Origin of the sequence: Achromobacter sp. 2789STDY5608621, assembly GCF_001299375.1 — a bacterium.
Lineage (GTDB): Bacteria > Pseudomonadota > Gammaproteobacteria > Burkholderiales > Burkholderiaceae_B > Achromobacter > Achromobacter insuavis.
On sequence record NZ_CYTU01000026.1, the window covers coordinates 66,192 to 83,192 of the forward strand.

The 17,001-nt window shown below is 70.3% G+C and carries 15 protein-coding genes; 11 read left to right on the top strand and 4 right to left on the bottom strand.

What is annotated here, in order from left to right:
* The first annotated feature begins 43 nt into the window (after window positions 1-43).
* The 10 genes from gspG (at window position 44) to AOZ53_RS21760 (ending at window position 8,196) form a co-directional block, all read left to right on the top strand.
* Window positions 44-472: a type II secretion system major pseudopilin GspG gene (gene gspG / locus AOZ53_RS21715; RefSeq protein ID WP_006394369.1), complete on the top strand. Its 429-nt coding sequence runs from the start codon at window positions 44-46 to the stop codon at window positions 470-472.
* Window positions 444-932, top strand: a complete 489-nt coding sequence (gene gspH / locus AOZ53_RS21720; protein ID WP_054432019.1) for a type II secretion system minor pseudopilin GspH — start codon at window positions 444-446, stop codon at window positions 930-932. Before gspG ends, gspH begins: the two co-directional genes overlap by 29 nt.
* Window positions 919-1,323, top strand: coding sequence for a type II secretion system minor pseudopilin GspI (gspI, locus tag AOZ53_RS21725; protein WP_054478993.1), 405 nt, complete (start codon window positions 919-921; stop codon window positions 1,321-1,323). The genes gspH and gspI overlap by 14 nt, the downstream gene beginning before the upstream one ends.
* On the top strand, window positions 1,320-1,934 hold the full coding sequence (locus tag AOZ53_RS21730; protein ID WP_054489271.1) for a prepilin-type N-terminal cleavage/methylation domain-containing protein: 615 nt from the start codon (window positions 1,320-1,322) through the stop codon (window positions 1,932-1,934). The genes gspI and AOZ53_RS21730 overlap by 4 nt, the downstream gene beginning before the upstream one ends.
* A complete protein-coding gene (gspK, locus tag AOZ53_RS21735; RefSeq protein WP_054489273.1) occupies window positions 1,931-2,875 on the top strand; it encodes a type II secretion system minor pseudopilin GspK in 945 nt (314 codons plus the stop codon). Before AOZ53_RS21730 ends, gspK begins: the two co-directional genes overlap by 4 nt.
* Window positions 2,872-3,864, top strand: a complete 993-nt coding sequence (gene gspL / locus AOZ53_RS21740) for a type II secretion system protein GspL (protein WP_054489275.1) — start codon at window positions 2,872-2,874, stop codon at window positions 3,862-3,864. Before gspK ends, gspL begins: the two co-directional genes overlap by 4 nt.
* Window positions 3,861-4,448, top strand: a complete 588-nt coding sequence (gspM, locus tag AOZ53_RS21745) for a type II secretion system protein GspM (protein WP_054489276.1) — start codon at window positions 3,861-3,863, stop codon at window positions 4,446-4,448. The genes gspL and gspM overlap by 4 nt, the downstream gene beginning before the upstream one ends.
* Window positions 4,448-5,203 carry a type II secretion system protein N gene (gspN, locus tag AOZ53_RS21750; protein WP_054489277.1) on the top strand — a complete coding sequence of 252 codons (756 nt, stop codon included), beginning with the start codon at window positions 4,448-4,450 and terminating at the stop codon, window positions 5,201-5,203. Before gspM ends, gspN begins: the two co-directional genes overlap by 1 nt.
* Before the next feature lie 288 nt (window positions 5,204-5,491).
* A complete protein-coding gene (locus AOZ53_RS21755) occupies window positions 5,492-7,669 on the top strand; it encodes a TonB-dependent receptor plug domain-containing protein (RefSeq protein ID WP_082380610.1) in 2,178 nt (725 codons plus the stop codon).
* The gene (locus tag AOZ53_RS21760) at window positions 7,669-8,196 is read left to right on the top strand and encodes a TlpA disulfide reductase family protein (protein ID WP_054479001.1); all 528 of its coding nucleotides are present in this window, start codon (window positions 7,669-7,671) and stop codon (window positions 8,194-8,196) included. Before AOZ53_RS21755 ends, AOZ53_RS21760 begins: the two co-directional genes overlap by 1 nt.
* A gap of 163 nt (window positions 8,197-8,359) precedes the next feature.
* On the opposite strand, the gene gspE is transcribed toward AOZ53_RS21760, so the two are convergent.
* Together gspE and gspD are read right to left on the bottom strand one after the other, a co-directional pair.
* Window positions 8,360-9,787, bottom strand: coding sequence for a type II secretion system ATPase GspE (gspE, locus tag AOZ53_RS21765; protein ID WP_054432028.1), 1,428 nt, complete (start codon window positions 9,785-9,787; stop codon window positions 8,360-8,362).
* The gene (gene gspD / locus AOZ53_RS21770) at window positions 9,784-12,399 is read right to left on the bottom strand and encodes a type II secretion system secretin GspD (protein ID WP_054489279.1); all 2,616 of its coding nucleotides are present in this window, start codon (window positions 12,397-12,399) and stop codon (window positions 9,784-9,786) included. Before gspD ends, gspE begins: the two co-directional genes overlap by 4 nt.
* Window positions 12,400-12,572: 173 nt before the next feature.
* Here gspD and gspF point away from each other — a divergent pair, with 173 nt between their 5' ends.
* Entirely contained in the window at window positions 12,573-13,778 is a 1,206-nt protein-coding gene (gene gspF / locus AOZ53_RS21775) for a type II secretion system inner membrane protein GspF (RefSeq protein WP_054432030.1), read from the top strand.
* Window positions 13,779-14,363: 585 nt separating this feature from the next.
* Here the strand turns inward: gspF and AOZ53_RS21780 are convergent.
* Both AOZ53_RS21780 and AOZ53_RS21785 read right to left on the bottom strand, forming a co-directional pair.
* Window positions 14,364-14,702, bottom strand: a complete 339-nt coding sequence (locus AOZ53_RS21780; RefSeq protein WP_006386376.1) for a P-II family nitrogen regulator — start codon at window positions 14,700-14,702, stop codon at window positions 14,364-14,366.
* A gap of 140 nt (window positions 14,703-14,842) precedes the next feature.
* The gene (locus AOZ53_RS21785) at window positions 14,843-16,909 is read right to left on the bottom strand and encodes an NAD(+) synthase (protein ID WP_054489292.1); all 2,067 of its coding nucleotides are present in this window, start codon (window positions 16,907-16,909) and stop codon (window positions 14,843-14,845) included.
* Window positions 16,910-17,001: the final 92 nt, after the last annotated feature.

Below are 17,001 nucleotides of genomic sequence, written 5' to 3' on the forward strand. Positions count from 1 at the left end.
GTCCACAATCGCACGCTTCTCACTGAAATACCGGAGTCGTGAAGTGCGCCAGTCATCGCGTGGGCTCGCCCGCCAGCAAGGTTTCACCCTGATCGAGATCATGGTGGTCATCGTGATCATGGGGATTCTTGCGGCCCTGATCGTGCCCCGCGTGCTGGACCGTCCCGACCAGGCCCGCCAGGTCGCGGCGCGCCAGGACATCGCCGGCATCATGCAGGCACTCAAGCTGTACCGACTGGACAACGGCCGCTATCCGACCACCGCCCAGGGCCTGCGCGCGCTGGTGGAAAAGCCGGAAGGCGCGTCCAACTGGCGCGGCTACCTGGACAAGCTGCCCAACGACCCCTGGGGCCATCCGTATCAATACCTGAGCCCCGGCGTCAAAGGCGACATCGATGTGTTCTCGTTCGGCGCCGACAACAAGCCCGGCGGAGAAGGCGGCGATGCCGACATCGGTTCGTGGGAACTCTGAGCGCGGTTTCACGCTAGTCGAAGTCCTGGTGGTGCTGGTGATCGTCGCCATCGCCGCCAGCATGGTGAGCCTGTCCATCGGCAAGCGCGCCGATCCGCTGCGCGAGGATGCGCGGCGCCTGGTCGACGCCTTCACCGTGGCCGAAGGCGAAGCCCGCAGCGACGGCCGGCCGATCCGCTGGCTGCCCGCCAGCGGCGGCTGGTCGTTCGAGCGCCAGGGCCGTTCCAGCGCGCCCAGCGCGCAGGACGACACGCCCCTGCCGGTCGACAAGCTCGAGCGCGACGAAGCCCTGCGCCCGCAGGCGTGGCTGGCGCGCCAGGTGCAGCTGCGGCTGTCGCCCGAGCGCCCGCTGGTCTTCAACACCGAATGGGTGGCCGATCCGTTCAGCGTGCAGCTGCGCACGGGCGATTCGCTCGTGACGGTCACGCGCGACGCCGCCGGACGCTATGACATCCACTGAATTTGCTCTCGCGCGCCGCGCGCGGCGCCAAGCCCAGCGCGGCTTCACCCTGATCGAGGTGCTGGTGGCGCTGGCCATCATCGCCGTCGCGATGGGCGCCGCCCTGCGCGCCACCGGCGTCATGGCCGCCAACAACCGCGCGCTGCAGGACAAGACGCTGGCGCTGCTGGCCGCGCAGAACGCGCTGACCCAGCTGCGGCTTGAGCAGACCCTGCCGCGCGCCGGCTCGCAGACCGTTGCCTGCCCGCAGGGCGGCCTGGCGCTGCAATGCGAACTGGTGTTCACCAACTCCCTGAACCGCAGCTTCCGCCAGGTGTCGGTCAAAGTCCGCGACGCGGGCAATGGCGCGGCCCTGCTGCAGCTGGACGGCCTGCTGTCGAGCCTGCGATGACCTGCCGCCGCCCCCATGTCCGCGCCCAGGCGGGCTTCACCCTGATCGAAGTGCTGGTGGCGCTGGCGCTGATGGCGCTCGTCAGCCTGATGGCCTGGCGCGGCCTGGACAGCGTCTCCAGCGCGCGCGACTGGATCGCGCAGCAGTCCGACGACACCGACGCCATCGTGCGCACGCTGGGCCAGATGGGACGCGATGTCGAGCTGGCCTACAACGGCCCGTCGTTCGCCGCGCCCGGCATCGACACGCAGGTCTTCACGACTGGCGTGCGCCTGCTGCGCGGCGCGGCCGGCGCGCAGGTGCTGGAGATCCTGCGGCCCGATCCGGACGGCGACGGCCGCTGGCAGCGGGTGCAGTGGTCGGTGCGCAAGGACGGCCTGTGGCGCGCCAGCGGCGTGCCCGCCGAACAGGGACCGCTGCCGCCCGTCGGCGACGGCGCGCTGCTGCTGCCCGGCGTGCGCGCGCTGGCGCTGCGCGGCTGGGTGCCGGGCGCGGGCTGGATGGACACCCGCTCGCCCTTCTCCGCCACGCCCAGCGGCATCGAGATCACGCTCGACCGCGGCCCGGCCGGCGACACGCGGCGCTACAGCCGCATCCTGGAGCTGCCATGAACGCGACCTTGCCGCGCGAGCGCGGCGCCGCCGTCGTCAGCGCGTTGATCATCGTCGCCATCGTCGCGGCGCTGACCACCAGCCTGTTCCAGCGGCAGACCGCCAGCACCCGCCGCATCGAGAATGAGATGGCGCGGGTACAGGCGCGCATGCTGCTGGCCGGCGGCATCGACTGGGCCCGCCTGGTGGTGCGCGACCACGGCAAGCGCGAATCGACCACGCGCGGCGACCAGATCTGGGCCACGCCGGTGCTGGACACCCGCATCGAGCGTCCCGGCGACGACCGCGTCGCGGTGTTCTCCGGCAAGGTGCAGGATGAACAGGGCAAGTACAACCTGGCCAACCTGGCCAGCAACGGCGTGCCGCAGCCGGAACAGGAACAGGTGTTGCGGCGCTTGCTGGGCGCCTTGCGCCTGCCGGACACGCTGGCCGGCCGCATGATCGAGATCATCGCCGCCAGCCAGCCGCCGGCGCCGGCCGCGGACGCCCCCACGCCGGCCCAGGGCGGCCAGGCGCCGGACGCGCGCGCGCCGCTGCCGCGCGGCATCGACGACGTGGCCGCGCTGCTGGGACTGGAACCCGCCGTGCGCGGCGAACTGCGGCGCACCATGACCGTGCTGCCCAGCGCCACCAGCGTCAACGTCAATACCGCGCCGCCCGAAGTCATCGCCGCGCTGGTGGCGGGCCTGTCGCTCAGCCAGGCCCGCGCCATCACCGGCGAACGCGATCGCGGCAACTGGTTCAACAACAGCGGCGACTTCGCCAACCGGCTGGCCGCCACCGGCGTCAAGACGCCCGCGCCCGCCGTCAGCACGACCAGCGGCTGGTTCCTGGCCAGCGGCGCGGTCGTTTACGAACGGGCCCGGGTCTCGATGCAGGCGCTGATCCGCAGCGCGCCGCCCGCCGCGCCCGACACCATCTGGACGAGAGAAACCCCTTGAAGAATTCCTTGCGCATCGCGCTGGCCCCGCTCGCCGAACTCGGCCCGGGCTCGCTGCTGCCCTTTGCCTGGTTCGACCGCCGCGGCCGCTGCGCGCGCCAGGGCGAGCTGACGCTGCACGCCCTGGGCCAGGCCTATCCGCAGGCCGCCTGCGAGGCCGTGCTGCACCCGGCCGACGTCATCGCCGCCACCGTCCAGGTGCCGGCCGTGGCCAAGGCGCGCTTTGCCGCCGCCGTGCGCGGCTCGCTCGAGCCGCTGGTGCTGAGCGACCTGGACGACCTGGCGATCGGCCATGGCCCGCGCGGCGCCGACGGCAACGTGGCGCTGGCCTGGGCGGCGCGCGAACCGGTGCGCCGCGCCTGGAGCCTGCTGAACGCGCAGGGCCTGCGCGCCCACGCCCTGATCGCCCCGCAGACGCTGGCGCCCGAAGACCTGACGCCGCTGCGCGATCCGGCCGACCCGCGCTGGCTGGCGCCATCGCCCTCGTGGTCGCTGGCGATGCCGCAGCTGGCGCCGGCGCGCGTATCGCGCTGGCGGCCGGTATGGCGCTGGAGCGCCGTCGCCGCCGTGGTCTGGATCGGCGGCCTGAACCTGCATGCGGCGCAACTGCGCGGCGAGGCGCAGTCGCTGCGCGACGGCATGCGTCTCCAGGTGCTGGCGGCGTTTCCCGAGCTGCCGGTGGTGCTGGACCCAGCCCGCCAGGCGCAGCAAGGCCTGGACGCGCTACAGAACCGCCGCGGCGCCGCCAACGCCGGCGACTTCCTGCCACTGGCGCGCGCCGCCGCGCAGACCCTGCCATTCGCCGCCGACAACGTCGCCCGCCTGTCCTATGCCGACCAGGCGTTGACCCTGCAGCTGGCCGACGCCGGCGCCCAGGCCCAGCGCGTGGCCGAAACGCCCGCGCTGGTCCAGCAGGCCGCCTCGCAGGGCCTGAAGCTGGAACGCGGCGATACCGACAACACCTGGCGCATCACGCGCAGCCAACCATGAAGCCCATTGAACGCCTGAGCGCCGCCTGGCGCGCCGCCCTCAAACCCCTGGCGCCGGCCGCCGACCGCGCGCGCCAGCGCTACCAGGCCCTGGCGCCGCGCGAGCGGCGGCTGGTCAACGGCGCCGGCGCCCTGCTGGGCGCGGCGCTGGTCTTCACGCTGCTGATCGAACCCGCGCTGGACTCGGCGCGCAAGCTGCGCGAGGAACTGCCGCGCCTGCGCGGCCAGGCCGCCGCCGTGGCGGACATCACCACCCAGGCGATGGCCCTGCGCGGCAAGGCCGCCGCGCCCGCCGCCGCCCTGCCGGCCGCCGCCGACATCGGCGCCAGCCTGGAACGCGCGGGCCTGCCGGCCGACCACTGGAAACTGGATCATCCCGGCCAGGGCGACAGCGTCACGCTGGCCGTGACCGAGGTGCCCTCGTCCGCGCTGCTGCGCTGGCTCGAGAACGCCGCCGGCGACTGGGGCCTGGCGGTCAGGCAGGTCGAGCTGACCCGCGCCGCCAACGTCAATGGCCGGTCGTTGCCCGGCCTGGTCAACGGCAGCATCAAGCTGGCCCTGCCGGCCCCGCGGGCCCGCTCCTGATGCGTCTGCCCCGCCTGCCCAAGCGCACCGGCCTGGCGCTGGCCTGCGCCGCCTGCGCCCTCACGGCCGCGGCCGCCGTGCTGCCGGCCCGCTGGCTGCTGGCCTTCCTGCCCGCCGACGCGCCGGTGGCGCTGGCCGACGCCGCCGGCACGGTCTGGAACGGCAGCGCCTGGCTCGCGCTCGGCCCGCCCGGCGCGCGCCGCATGCTGCCGCAGGCCCTGCACTGGCAGTGGCGCTGGTCGTCGATGACGCTGGAGGTGTCGCATCCCTGGCTGCGCGGACCGGTGCGCGCCGGCCTGGGCTGGGACGGCCTGTCGCTGTCGGCGCAATCGCTGCGGGTGCCCGCCACGGTGCTGCCGGCGCTGGGCGCGCCCTGGAACACGCTGGCGCCCGAGGGCGCGCTGGAGATCAACTGGCAGGCGCTGCGCCTGGGCGGCGCCCTGCCCGACGCGCCGCTGGCCGAATTGCGCTGGCGCGACGCCGCCACCGCCTTGTCGCCGGTGGCGCCGGTCGGCACCTATGTGCTGCGGGTGCGCGGCAACGGCCACGCCGGCGCCACGCTGGCGCTCAGCACCGAGAGCGGTCCGCTGGCCGTCACCGGCCAGGGCAGCGTCAACGCCCGCGGCGTGCGTTTCCAGGGCCAGGCGACCTTCGCCCCCGGCGCCAGCGAGGCCGACCGCGGCGCGCTCGACGGCCTCATGTCGACCCTGGGCCGGCGCAGCGACGACGTCGTGGTCTTCGGCACCGGCAAATAGTCCGCCTTTCACGGCCCTGGCGGCCGCCCTCGCCGGCGCACCGGTCACTATCAGACCGGCTGACGTTGACGCAAATTTTCATAAAACATAACGTTTTGAATAATTTCCGTCACGGCAGATCCGCGCCCTTCCATGAGCATTTCCCTGCGCCACACCGCTGCGTCCCGCCCTGCCTCGCGCAAGGCGCGGCCGCGTGTCGCGCCGCGCGGGCCCGGCACGGTTCCCTGTCTCAACTGAACGCGCCGCGGCCGTCCGTTCCTGGAAACCGCACGCCCGATGCCTCTTGCCATGTCTTTCGCCTTCCCCTCCCGCACGCCCTCCCGCTTCCGGCTCGCCGCCCTGGCGGCGGCGCTGACCGCTGCCGGCGCCACGCAGGCCCAGACCACGGCGCCCGCCGACCACACCGCCACGCTACCGGCGATCACCGTCATCGACCGCTCCAACCAGGGATCGATGCGGCCCGGCGCCCTGCGCGACGAACTGGTCAAGACCGAATCCATCAGTGAACGCGCCATCGCCAAGGCCGGCGCCACCAACGTCAACGAAGCGCTCGACAAGAACCCCGGCATCGCCGTCCAGGTCGAATGCTCGATCTGCAACGTGCGCAACATCCTGCTGAACAACCTGCCCGGCCGCTACACCACGCTGATGATCGACGGCGTGCCGATCTTCTCCTCGGTCTCGTCGGCCTACGGCCTGGACAGCGTCAGCGTCTATGGCGTCGAACGCATCGACGTGGCGCGCGGCGCCGGCGCCAGCCTGATCGCGCCGGAAGCCCTGGCCGGCTCGGTCAACATCGTCACCAAGCGTCCGACCGAGGCCGAGAACCGCGCCCGCGCGCAGATCGGCAGCTTCGGCTCGCGCCAGGGCGACGCCTACCTGGCCCGCCCGTTCGAGGGCGGCGCCATCACGGCCTCGCTCAACTACAACACGCACGATTCGGTCGACGCCGACCACAACGGCATCTCCGAGTACACCGGCTACGACCGCCGCCTGGGCGGCCTCGGCTTCTTCCTGGACGACGCCGGCGGCTTCAAGGTGCGCGGGCGGCTCGACGTGGTCAACGAGAAGCGCGGCGGCGGCGCGCTGGGCACCGACTATTCGGCCATCAAGGACAGCACCTCGGGCAACCCCTTCGACTGGCGCGGCGGCGTGCACGGCTCGCCCGACCGCGACGGCTGGGTCAAGCCGGAAGACGGCAGCATCGTTGCCTACGATCAAGGCCCGGACGGCGATCGCGGTGGCCGCGGCGGCATGTCCGAGATCATCTTCACGGATCGCGTGCAGTTCATCTCCACCGGCGAAAAGCACTTCGGCGACAGCCTGTTGCGCCTGGCCGTCGGCGCGGCAGAGCACAAGCAGAACAGCTTCTATGAACTGGCCACCTACATCGCCCGCCAGAAGCAGTATTACGCCGAAGCCAGCTGGCAGACGCCCATCGCCGGCTGGTTGACCACCACCGGCGCCAACTTCCGCTACGAAGACCTGAAGAGCCACGGCAGCATGGAAGACGGCACGGCCGTGCGTGGCGTCGACGACTACACCTATCGCACGCCCGCGCTGTTCTTGCAGGCCTACCGCGCCTTCCTGGACGACGCGCTGGAAATCAACGGCTCGGTGCGCTACGACCGCCACAACGTATTCGGCGGCATCACCTCGCCGCGCCTGAATGCGCTCTATCACCACACGGCCCAACTCTCCAGCCGCTTCAGCATCGGCAAGGGCTTCCGCGCGCCCACCAGCTTCTTCGAGCAGGAACACGGCATCCTCAACACCATCCGCATCGACCGGCAGATCACCAAGCCCGAGGAATCCCTGAACGCCAGCTATGCCCTCAACTACGCCGACGACCGGCTGGCGGTGACCGGCTCCTACAACTACAACCACATCAAAAACTTCGCCATGCTCGATCCGGGCCAGACCGATGCCAACGGCGACCCGATCACGGTGTTCAGCAGCGCGCGGCAACCCGTCATCGTGCAGGGCGTGGACCTGACGCTGTCCTATCTGGTCACGCCCGCCCTGTCGGTCATGGCCGCCGCCGAGGGCTTCAACTACCGCTTCCCGGCGGGCACGCTGATCTTCGCGCGGCCGTACGCCAAGGCCTATCTCGGCCTGGACTACGATCGCGGCGACCTCGACCTCAATGCCAAGCTGGTCTGGACCGGCCCCATGAACCTGCGCAAGTTCCACGGCGACGGCTCGGACGGCCCGAACCGCTACAACCTCGACGGCACGCCCAAGCGGGACAAGAGTCCGGGCTTCTTCACGCTCGACCTGCGCGGTGAATACGCCATCAACAAGAACTTCACCTTCTACGCCGGTGTCGACAACGTGTTCGACTACAAGCAGTCGGACAAGGAAAGCCCGCTGTTCGTCGACAGCGCGGGCGAGATCGACGTGACGCAGCTGTGGGGGCCCAGCCGCGGACGCTACCTGTACGCCGGCACCAAGATCAGCTTCTGATGCGCCGCATGCTGCTGCGCGCCTGCCTGGCGCTGTGCGCCGCGCCGCTCATGGCGGGCGCACAGCCCCGGCCAGCCTCGCGCCCGCCGGTCGGCGTGGCCTGGGACTTCTCGCTGCCGACGCTGGCCGGCGACCGCTTCGTGCGGCTGGCGGCGCTGGACGGTCCGGTGCTGGTCAATTTCTGGAGCCGCGACTGCCCGCCGTGCGTCACCGAGCTGCCGCGGCTGCAGGCCTTCGCCGCCGATCATCCGGCGTGGACCGTCCTGCTGGTCAGCACCGATACGCCGGCCGCCGCGACCGAATTCACGCGGCGCCACGGCATCGCCCTGCCCGTATTGCGTCCGGGCGGCAACGTCGTCGCCCTGATGCGCGCCGCCGGCAATCGGGGCGGCGCCCTGCCCTTCACGGTGGCGACCCGCGCCGCCCGCATCTGCGACGGACAACTTGGCGCGCTGTCCGCGGCGGATCTGCAACGCGTCGCGGCCACCTGCGCGGCAGCGCCGGGCACGGCCACCACCGCGCCATGAACGCCTCTCGCCGGCCCCGACACGCGCGCCGCAACCGCCTGCGCTCACGCAGCGTTGCGCCGCCAGCGCGCCGTCCGCACCGCGTCCCTTGCTGGCAAGGCTGACCCGCCTGTCGCCGCGCGGGGAGAGGCGACCAGGGCCTGTTTGGCGCCTCGCACAGACCCTAGGCGTCGCGCGTCACCCGCAGGATCTCTTCCGGCGAGGTCTCGCCGCTTTCGACCCAGCGCGCGCCGTCCTCGCGCATGCTGAGCATGCCGGCGGCGCTGGCGGCGCGGCGCAGTTCGCGCTCGTCGCTGCCTTCATGGATCAGGCGGCGCGCCTCGTCGTCCACGGTGAACAGTTCATGGATGCCGGAACGGCCGGCGTAGCCGGTGTGGTTGCAGGCCTCGCAGCCGACCGGCTGGAACACCCGCGCGCCATCCTGCATCGACGGCTTCTTGCAGGCCGGACACAGCTTGCGCACCAGCCGCTGCGCCAGCACGCCCAGCAGCGACGAGGACAGCAGGAACGGCTCCACCCCCATGTCGGTCAGGCGCGTCACCGCCGACACCGCGTCGTTGGTGTGCAGCGTGGCCAGCACCAGGTGGCCCGTCAGCGACGCCTGCACCGCGATCTGCGCGGTCTCCAGGTCGCGGATTTCACCGATCATGATGACGTCCGGATCCTGGCGCAGGATGGCGCGCAGCGCCAGCGCGAAGCTCATGTCGATCTTGGCGTTGACCTGGGTCTGGCTGATGCCCGCCAGGTCGTATTCGATCGGATCCTCCACCGTCAGGATATTGCTGGTGGAGGCGTCCAGCCGGCTCAAGGCCGCGTACAGCGTGGTGGTCTTGCCGCTGCCGGTCGGCCCGGTCACCAGCACGATGCCGTGCGGCTGGCGGATCAGGCGGTCGAGCTGGCGCAGCACGCCGGGCGCCATGCCCAGCTTTTCCAGCTGCAGGCGGCCGGCTTCCTTGTCCAGCAGGCGCAGCACCGCGCGCTCGCCATGGCCGGTGGGCAGCGTCGAGACGCGCACGTCGATCGGCCGGCCGCCCACCCGCAGCGCGATGCGGCCGTCCTGCGGCAGGCGTTTTTCGGCGATGTCCAGGTGCGCCATGATCTTGATGCGCGAGATCAGCGCCGCGTGCAGCGCCTTGCGCGGCGAGACCACGTCGCGCAGCGTGCCGTCGACCCGGTAGCGCACCACCGAATGGGTCTCGAACGGCTCGATGTGGATATCGCTGGCGCCGTCGCGCGCCGCCTGCGCGAACAGCGCGTTGATCATGCGGATCACCGGCGCGTCGTCCTGCGCGTCCAGCAGGTCGGCCACCTCGGGCATGTCCTGCAGCAGCCGGTCCAGGTCGATCTCGTTCTCGGCCACGCCCATCACCGAGGCGGCGTCCTCGGCGTGGCTGTAGGCGGCGGTCAGCAGCGTTTCCAGCGCCTCGTCGTCGACCCGCGCCACGGCGATGTCGCCGTGGCAGCGCTGGATCTCGCGCACGGCCCACTCGGGCGTGCGCGGGCTCACCGTCAGCTGCGCATGGCCGGCGCGCAGCGACAGCACCGCCCGCTGCGCGCGCGCCCAGGCATAGGGCAAGGGATGCGCGCTCATAGATGCGAGACCAGTTCGCCCTTGAAGCCCAGTTCCTTGAGCAGCGCCGTCGCGGTGGAGATGGTGCCGGGGTCCTTGGACACCTGGCTGCGCACCACGTAGCCCATGCCGCCCGGCCCCGTCTGCACGTAGGCCTGCAGCCCGCTGGCCTGCACCCGCTGGGCGATGCGGTCGGCCTCGGCGCGCGTCTTGACCGAGGCGAACTGCAGCGTCGCGCTGGCGCTCTCGGTTTCGCCGTAGAGCGAAGACGGATCGCGCGCCACGCTCACGCCCAGCGGCAGGCTGGCGCGGATCGGCTGCGCCGGGTCGCTGGTCTGGCGCGCCGCCGGATACTGGCGCACCGCGAACGACTCGACCGTCGTGGGCGGCGGACGCCGCATGGTCTCGGCCAGCTGGTCGGGCCGCATGTCATAGGCGTTGTTGGACACCGACGGCGCCGATCCCGACGGCGGCAGCATCGGCGCCTGCATGTTCGGCAGCAGCCAGTGGTCGCCCGGCTGCGCGTTGCCCTGGGCGCGGCGCATGTAGTCGTAGCGGTCCATCGTCACGCTGGCGCTCTGGCGCGCGTCGCGCACCACGTAGGGCCGCAGGAACACCATCAGGTTGGTCTTGGTGCGCTTGCGGCTGTCGTACTTGAACAGCGAGCCCAGCACCGGGATCGAGCTCAGACCCGGCACGTTGTTGGAAGTCAGCGTCACGTTCTCTTCCAGCAGGCCGCCGAGCACGATGATCTGGCCGTCGTCGATCAGCACGCTGGTGTCGATGGCGCGCTTGTTGGTGACGATGCCGGTGGTGGCGGACGAACTGCTTTCGTCGATGCTGCTGACTTCCTGGTAGATGTCGAGCTTGACCGCGCCGCCTTCGGAAATCTGCGGCCGGATGTTCAGCTTCAGGCCGACGTCCTCGCGCTGGATGGTCTGGAACGGGTTGTTGTTGTTGCCGCCGTTGGTGACGTATTGCCCCGTCACGAACGGCACCGTCTTGCCCACCAGGATGCTGGCCGACTGGTTGTCCAGCGTCAGCAGGTTCGGCGTGGACAGGATGTTGGCTTCGCCGCTGTTCTGCATCGCGCGGGCCAGCACGCCCAGGTTGATGACCTTGTTGCCGAGCACGTCGACCGTGCCCTTGACCACGCCCAGGCTCAGCCCGCCGCCCAGCGCGTCGATCGAGGTCGGGCCTTTGCCCGAGAGGCCGCTGCCGCCCAGGTTGGTGCCGCCGATGAAGCTGGTGCCGCCGCCGTTGATGTTGCCGGCGCCGGTCATCCACTGGATGCCGAATTCGGCCGCCGCCTGTTCGCTGACCTCGACGATCAGGCTTTCGACCAGCACCTGCGCGCGGCGCTGGTCGAGCTGGTCGATGACTTCGCGCAGGCTGCGGTACAGCGGTTCGGGCGCCGCGATGATGAGCGAGTTGGTGGCCGGATCGGCCTGGATCGTCGCGCCGCCGGCGGAATACGACACCGCCTGGTTGCCGGAATCGTCGCGCGCGATGCGGTCCTGGTCGCCCGACAGGCCGCCCTTGGCGTTGCCGGACGAATTCGCCGCGTTGGAGGACATGCCCAGGCCGGTATTGCCGTTGCTGGCCGACGCCTGCGGCGGCCGGTTGCCGCCGCCCTGCCCGAGCGGACTGCCCGTGCCTGCCGTGGGGCCCGCTCCCGGCGCCGAGTTGGCCTGGCCGGTCAGCAGCCCGCCCAGCACTTCGGCGATGCGGGTGGCCTGCGCATTGCGCATGTAGACCACGTGCAGGTTGCCGGCGCGGTTCTGCTGCGCGTCCAGCTTGGTGATGAGATCGCGCGCCAGGCGCGTGCGCGCCGGGCTGCCGGCGCGGATCAGCACGCTGTTGCTGCGCGGGTCCGCCACCACCGCGATGCGCTGGGTCGGGTCGCTGCTCTGCGTGTCCAGCAGTTGCGACGCCAGGATCGCGATGTCCGAGGCGATGCCCGAACGCACCGGCACCACATCGGTGTCGATCGAACTGGGCACGTCGATGCGCGCGATCACGGCCGCGATGCGGTCGAGGTTGTCGGCGTAGTCCGTCACCACCAGCGTGTTGTTGCCGGGATATGCGTTGATCGGGTTGTTGGGCGGCACCATCGGGCGCAGCACCGGCACCAGGTTGGCCGCGTTCTCGTACTTCAATGGGAACACCCGCGTCAGCATCTCGCCGCTGTTGCCCGAGCGGCCGCGCGCGAAGTCCGCCACCGGCACCGGCGCCTTGCCCGCGCCGCCGGCGGCGGGCGCCGGGCGCGGATCGCCCACCACCGCGCTGCCCTGCAGCTTGGCGTCGGCCTCCGGCACCACGCGCGTCACGCCGTCCACATCGACGATCGCGAAGCCTTGCAGCCGCAGCGCGCCGGTCAGCATCGACAGCGCCTGCGCGCTATCGACCGGCCGGTCCGACACCAGCGTGAGCTTGCCTTTCACGCGGGGATCCACCAGGAAATTGCGCTTGGTGAACAACGACAGCGCACGCAGCACGGCGGGGATATCCGTGTCGACGAAATTCAGGCTGACGCGATTGTCCGCCTGTTGAGCTTGGGCCTTGCCGGCCATGGGTCCGAGTTGGCTTGCCGCGAGCAAGACCGCAAGGCTGAGTTGCGCGATATGACGCATGACGAGATGTGCCTGAGACGTGAAGTCGTGTGAAAAAACGTGAAAGCGCGTCGGAGTATACGGGGTGACACTGCAACACTACGGTCATAATCCAAAGGCAAGGTGACGGGCTGCAAAGCCTTGATTTACGGGCCTTTCGCGCCAACCGGCGCAAGCCCGCAGCGACCTCCACCATGCCATCCTTTCGTTACGAAGCGACTGACGCGCTCGGCAAAATCGTGCAGGGCACGATCGACGCCGACAGCGAGCGCGGCGCCCGCAACCAGTTGCGCGGCCGCGGCCTGTTGCCCCTGTCCACCTCTCCCGCCGCGCGCGCCGAAGGCCTGGGCGCCGCCCTGCGCACGCGCCTGTCCGATGCCGACCTGGCCTGGCTCACGCGCCAGCTCGCCAGCCTGCTGGCCGCGCGCCTGCCGCTGGACGCCGCGCTCAGCGCCACGCTCGAACAGGCCGAGAAAAAACACATCGCCGCCACGCTCGAAGGCGTGCGCGACGACGTGCGCGCCGGCCACCGCCTGTCCGCCGCGCTGGCCTCGCGCCCGCGCGACTTCCCCGAGATCTACCGCGCCCTGATCGGCGCCGGCGAGGAATCCGGCGACCTGGCGCAGGTCATGGAGAAACTGGCGGACTACATCGAAGAGCGCAACACCCTGCGCAGCAAGGTCATGACGGCGTTCATCTACCCCGCCGTGGTCGCCTGCGTCTCCGTCATCATCGTGATCTTCCTGCTGGGCTACGTCGTGCCGCAGGTGGTGTCGGCCTTCAACCACGCCAAGCAGCAGCTGCCGCTGCTGACCCGCATCATGCTTGGGCTGTCCGACTATGTGCGTGAATGGGGCCTGGCCACCGGCGCCGCCATCGCGCTCGCCATCATGCTGTGGCGCTATTCGCTGCGCGTGCCCGCCGCGCGCCGCGCCTGGCACGCCCGCGTCCTGCGCCTGCCCCTGGCCGGCCGCTTCGTCCTCGGCGTCAACGCCGCCCGCTTCGCCTCGACCCTGGCCATCCTCTGCGGCAGCGGCGTCGCCCTGCTCACCGCCCTCGACGCCGCCCGCCGCACCCTCGGCAACGACGTCCTGCGCGGCGCCGTCGACGAAGCCGCCGCCCGCGTGCGCGAAGGCGCCTCCCTGTCCGCTTCGCTAGCCGCGCAGAAAGCCTTCCCCTCACTGCTCATCCACCTCATCGCCAGCGGCGAAAAAACCGGCCAGCTCCCCGAACTGCTCGACCGCGGCGCCCAGAACCTGTCCCGCGACCTCGAACGCCGCGCCATGGCCATGACCGCCCTGCTGGAACCCGCCCTCATCCTGCTGATGGGCGGCTTCGTCCTCCTGATCGTGCTGGCCGTGATGATGCCGATCCTGGAAATGAACCAGCTGATCCGCTAAGCGCACAAAAAAGAAAAGGCCCGCATCCAAGCCGCGGGCCTCGCAGGATCAATAACAAGGAAATCGAACAACCGCCAACCCGCGCATTGGCACACCGCGGAACAGCTGGAATAACAGCGCGCGGAAAAACAGAAAAGTGAACGCCAAAGAAAAAAGCGGCCCCCAAAAAGCCGCCGCCCTACAGTTCTCTCTCCCCACCCGCGCGAAGCGACAACACCCCGCCGCCCCACCCCCGCGTATGCAAACTGCGGCCGCCCGCGCGGCCACAGTTTGCGGGCCCCGCAAACTCCCCGCAAGCCACCACCACAGCAGCGCGTCAATTCTCAAAGGCGCCAGCTCGGCGCGCAGGCGGGACGGATGCGGGCGCCGTCGATGCGCCCGAGGGAATCTGAAGGGAAGGCCGCAGGCCTGGACGAAGATGACAACGGGGAAGTCCGGAGCGAACGCTCCGGACCGCAATCGTTGGCGCCCGCATCCGTCCCGCCTGCGCGCCGGGCGACCCAAGAAAAAACCACTACCGCAAAAAACTTCGGGGCGACCCTTACGGCCACCCCGACATCCAACCCAAGCGATTCAAACGCAAACTCAAAGCGCCTCTTCGTCGCTCTCCCCCGTCCGAATCCGGATGGCCTGCTCGACCGGCGTCACAAAAATCTTGCCATCCCCGATCTTCCCGGTCCGAGCCGCCTTCACCACCGCCTCGATCGCCGCCTCGACCTGATCATCCGGCAGCACCACCTCGACGCGGATCTTCGGCAGGAAATCCACCACATATTCCGCCCCGCGATACAGCTCGGTATGCCCTTTCTGGCGCCCGAAGCCCTTCACTTCGGTCACGGTCAGCCCGCTGACGCCGACCTCGGCCAGCGCCTCGCGGACTTCGTCGAGCTTGAAGGGTTTGATGATGGCGGTGACTTGTTTCACGTTGGTCGTCCTGATTGTGCGGTCTGTTGCGGCGCCCGGCCTCGAACACTATCGGACCCAGGCGCAATGATTGAGAGAATACCACCGGCGCCGGGGGCCAACCGGCCCGTCCGCCATTGCCGGGAAAACCCGAATACGGCTCAGCCCGGCGGCGCCTGATCCGGAATCCGGTCGGCGTCGCGCATCCACACCACCGACTCGGAATCGCTCGGCGCGCGCCAGTCGCCGCGCGGCGACAGCGAGCCGCCCGAGCCCACCTTGGGCGCGTTCGGCACGCAGGTGCGCTTGAACTGGCTGAGGCGGAAGAACCGGTCCAGGAAGATCTTCAGGTTGCGCTTGATCGCCGCCAGGTCGTACTGGTTGCGCGCCACGTGGCCGCCCTCCGGCCAGGCGCCGGCATCGCGGTCGCGCCAGGCCGCCAGCGCCAGGAACGCCACCTTGGTCGGCGCAAAGCCATAGCGCAGCGTGTAGTACAGGTTGAAGTCCTGCAGCTCGTAGGGGCCGATCGTGTCTTCGCTTTTCTGGGTCGGCTTGCCGTCATCGCCGCCCGGCACCAGCTCGGGGCTGACGTCCGTGCCCAGCACGTCCAGCAGCACCGCCGCGCCGGTCTCGCCCAGGCGGCCGGACTCGGCCACCCAGCGCACCAGGTGGGTGATCAGCGTCTTGGGCACGCTGGCGTTGACGCTGTAGTGCGACATGTGGTCGCCCACGCCATAGGTGCACCAGCCCAGCGCCAGCTCGCTCAGGTCGCCCGTGCCGATGACGATGGCGTTGTTGAAATTGGCGATGCGGAACAGGTGGTTGGTGCGCTCGCCGGCCTGCACGTTCTCGAAGGTGATGTCGTACACCGGCTTGCCATCGGCATAGGGATGGCCAAGGTCCTTGAGCATCTGCAGGCAGCTCGGGCGGATGTCGACCTCGGAAGCCGTGCAGCCCACCACCGCCATCAGCTGGCGCGCCTGCTGCAGCGTGCGGCTGCTGGTGGCGAAACCCGGCATGGTCACGGCCAGGATGTTGGCGCGCGGCAGCCCCAGCGTGTCCATGGCCTGGGCGCAGACCAGCAGCGCGTGGGTCGAATCCAGCCCGCCCGAGATGCCGATGACCACCTTGGACATGCCGCTGGCCGACAGGCGCTGCGCCAGCGCCTGCACCTGGATGTTGTAGACCTCCTTGCAGCGCGCATCGCGGCGCTGGGCGTCGGCCGGCACGTACGGAAAGCGCGGCACGCGCCGCTCCAGCGGCAGCTCGGCGTCCTCCAGCGGCGCCGCGACCGGCACCAGCACCTGGCGGAACTTGCGCACTTCGTCGCGGTGACGTCGCGCCGACTGGCCGAAGGTGGTCTGGTGCATGCGCTCGCGCGACAGGCGGTCCAGGTCCACGTCGGAGAACAGCAGGTGCGATTCGTTCAGGAAGCGCTCGGACTCGCCCAGCAGCTCGCCGTTTTCATAGATCAGCGCCTGGCCGTCCCAGGCCAGGTCGGTGGACGACTCGCCGCGGCCGGCCGACGTATACATGTAGGCCGCCAGGCAGCGCGCCGACTGCTGCGCCACCAGCTGGTGGCGGTAGGCCGACTTGCCGACCACGATGTTCGAGGCGGACAGGTTCACCAGCACCGTGGCGCCGGCCAGCGCCGCGAACGAAGACGGCGGGATCGGCACCCAGACGTCTTCGCAGATCTCGACGTGGAACTGGAACAGCGGCAGCTTTTCCATCTGGAACAGCAGCTCGGCGCCGAACGGCACGGTCTGCTCCAGCAGGCGGATCTCGGTGGCGACGGCGCAATCGGCCGCGCTGAACTGGCGCGCTTCGTAGAATTCGCCGTAGTTGGGCAGGTAGCTCTTGGGCACCACGCCCAGGATGCGGCCGCCTGCCGCCACCACCGCGCAGTTGTACAACTGGTGCGCCACCCGCAGCGGCGCGCCGACGATGACGGCGATGTCCAGCTCGGCGGTGGCGCGCACCACCTGGTCCAGCGCCGCCTCGCAGGCGTCCAGCAGGGCCTTCTGGTGGAACAGGTCGTCGCAGGTGTAGGCCGACAGGCCAAGCTCGGGGAACGCCACCAGCACGGCGCCGCCCTGGGCCGCCTGCTGCGCCAGCGCGATGGTCTGCGCGGCGTTGAAGGCCGGATCCGCGACCCGGCATTCGGGCACGCCCACGGCGACCCGGGCGAAGCCGTGGGAATACAGGTTGAAAAACGGGTTCGACATCGGATCCATCGCCTGGGGCGCCTTGATACGGAACTGCACGGAACGGGCCTGCTTCAGGCCGGGACATCCAACCGGGCCATTATCTCACGGCG

Bases quoted from the DNA above. Each gene is read 5' to 3' on its own strand.
- gspI (WP_054478993.1), top strand. From the start codon at position 919: ATGACATCCACTGAATTTGCTCTCGCGCGCCGCGCGCGGCGCCAAGCC.
- AOZ53_RS21755 (WP_082380610.1), top strand. From the start codon at position 5,492: ATGTCTTTCGCCTTCCCCTCCCGCACGCCCTCCCGCTTCCGGCTCGCC.
- gspE (WP_054432028.1), bottom strand. From the start codon at position 9,787: ATGAGCGCGCATCCCTTGCCCTATGCCTGGGCGCGCGCGCAGCGGGCG.
- gspK (WP_054489273.1), top strand. From the start codon at position 1,931: ATGAACGCGACCTTGCCGCGCGAGCGCGGCGCCGCCGTCGTCAGCGCG.
- gspM (WP_054489276.1), top strand. From the start codon at position 3,861: ATGAAGCCCATTGAACGCCTGAGCGCCGCCTGGCGCGCCGCCCTCAAA.
- AOZ53_RS21785 (WP_054489292.1), bottom strand. From the start codon at position 16,909: ATGTCGAACCCGTTTTTCAACCTGTATTCCCACGGCTTCGCCCGGGTC.
- AOZ53_RS21730 (WP_054489271.1), top strand. From the start codon at position 1,320: ATGACCTGCCGCCGCCCCCATGTCCGCGCCCAGGCGGGCTTCACCCTG.
- AOZ53_RS21760 (WP_054479001.1), top strand. From the start codon at position 7,669: ATGCGCCGCATGCTGCTGCGCGCCTGCCTGGCGCTGTGCGCCGCGCCG.
- gspD (WP_054489279.1), bottom strand. From the start codon at position 12,399: ATGCGTCATATCGCGCAACTCAGCCTTGCGGTCTTGCTCGCGGCAAGC.
- gspH (WP_054432019.1), top strand. From the start codon at position 444: ATGCCGACATCGGTTCGTGGGAACTCTGAGCGCGGTTTCACGCTAGTC.
- gspF (WP_054432030.1), top strand. From the start codon at position 12,573: ATGCCATCCTTTCGTTACGAAGCGACTGACGCGCTCGGCAAAATCGTG.
- gspN (WP_054489277.1), top strand. From the start codon at position 4,448: ATGCGTCTGCCCCGCCTGCCCAAGCGCACCGGCCTGGCGCTGGCCTGC.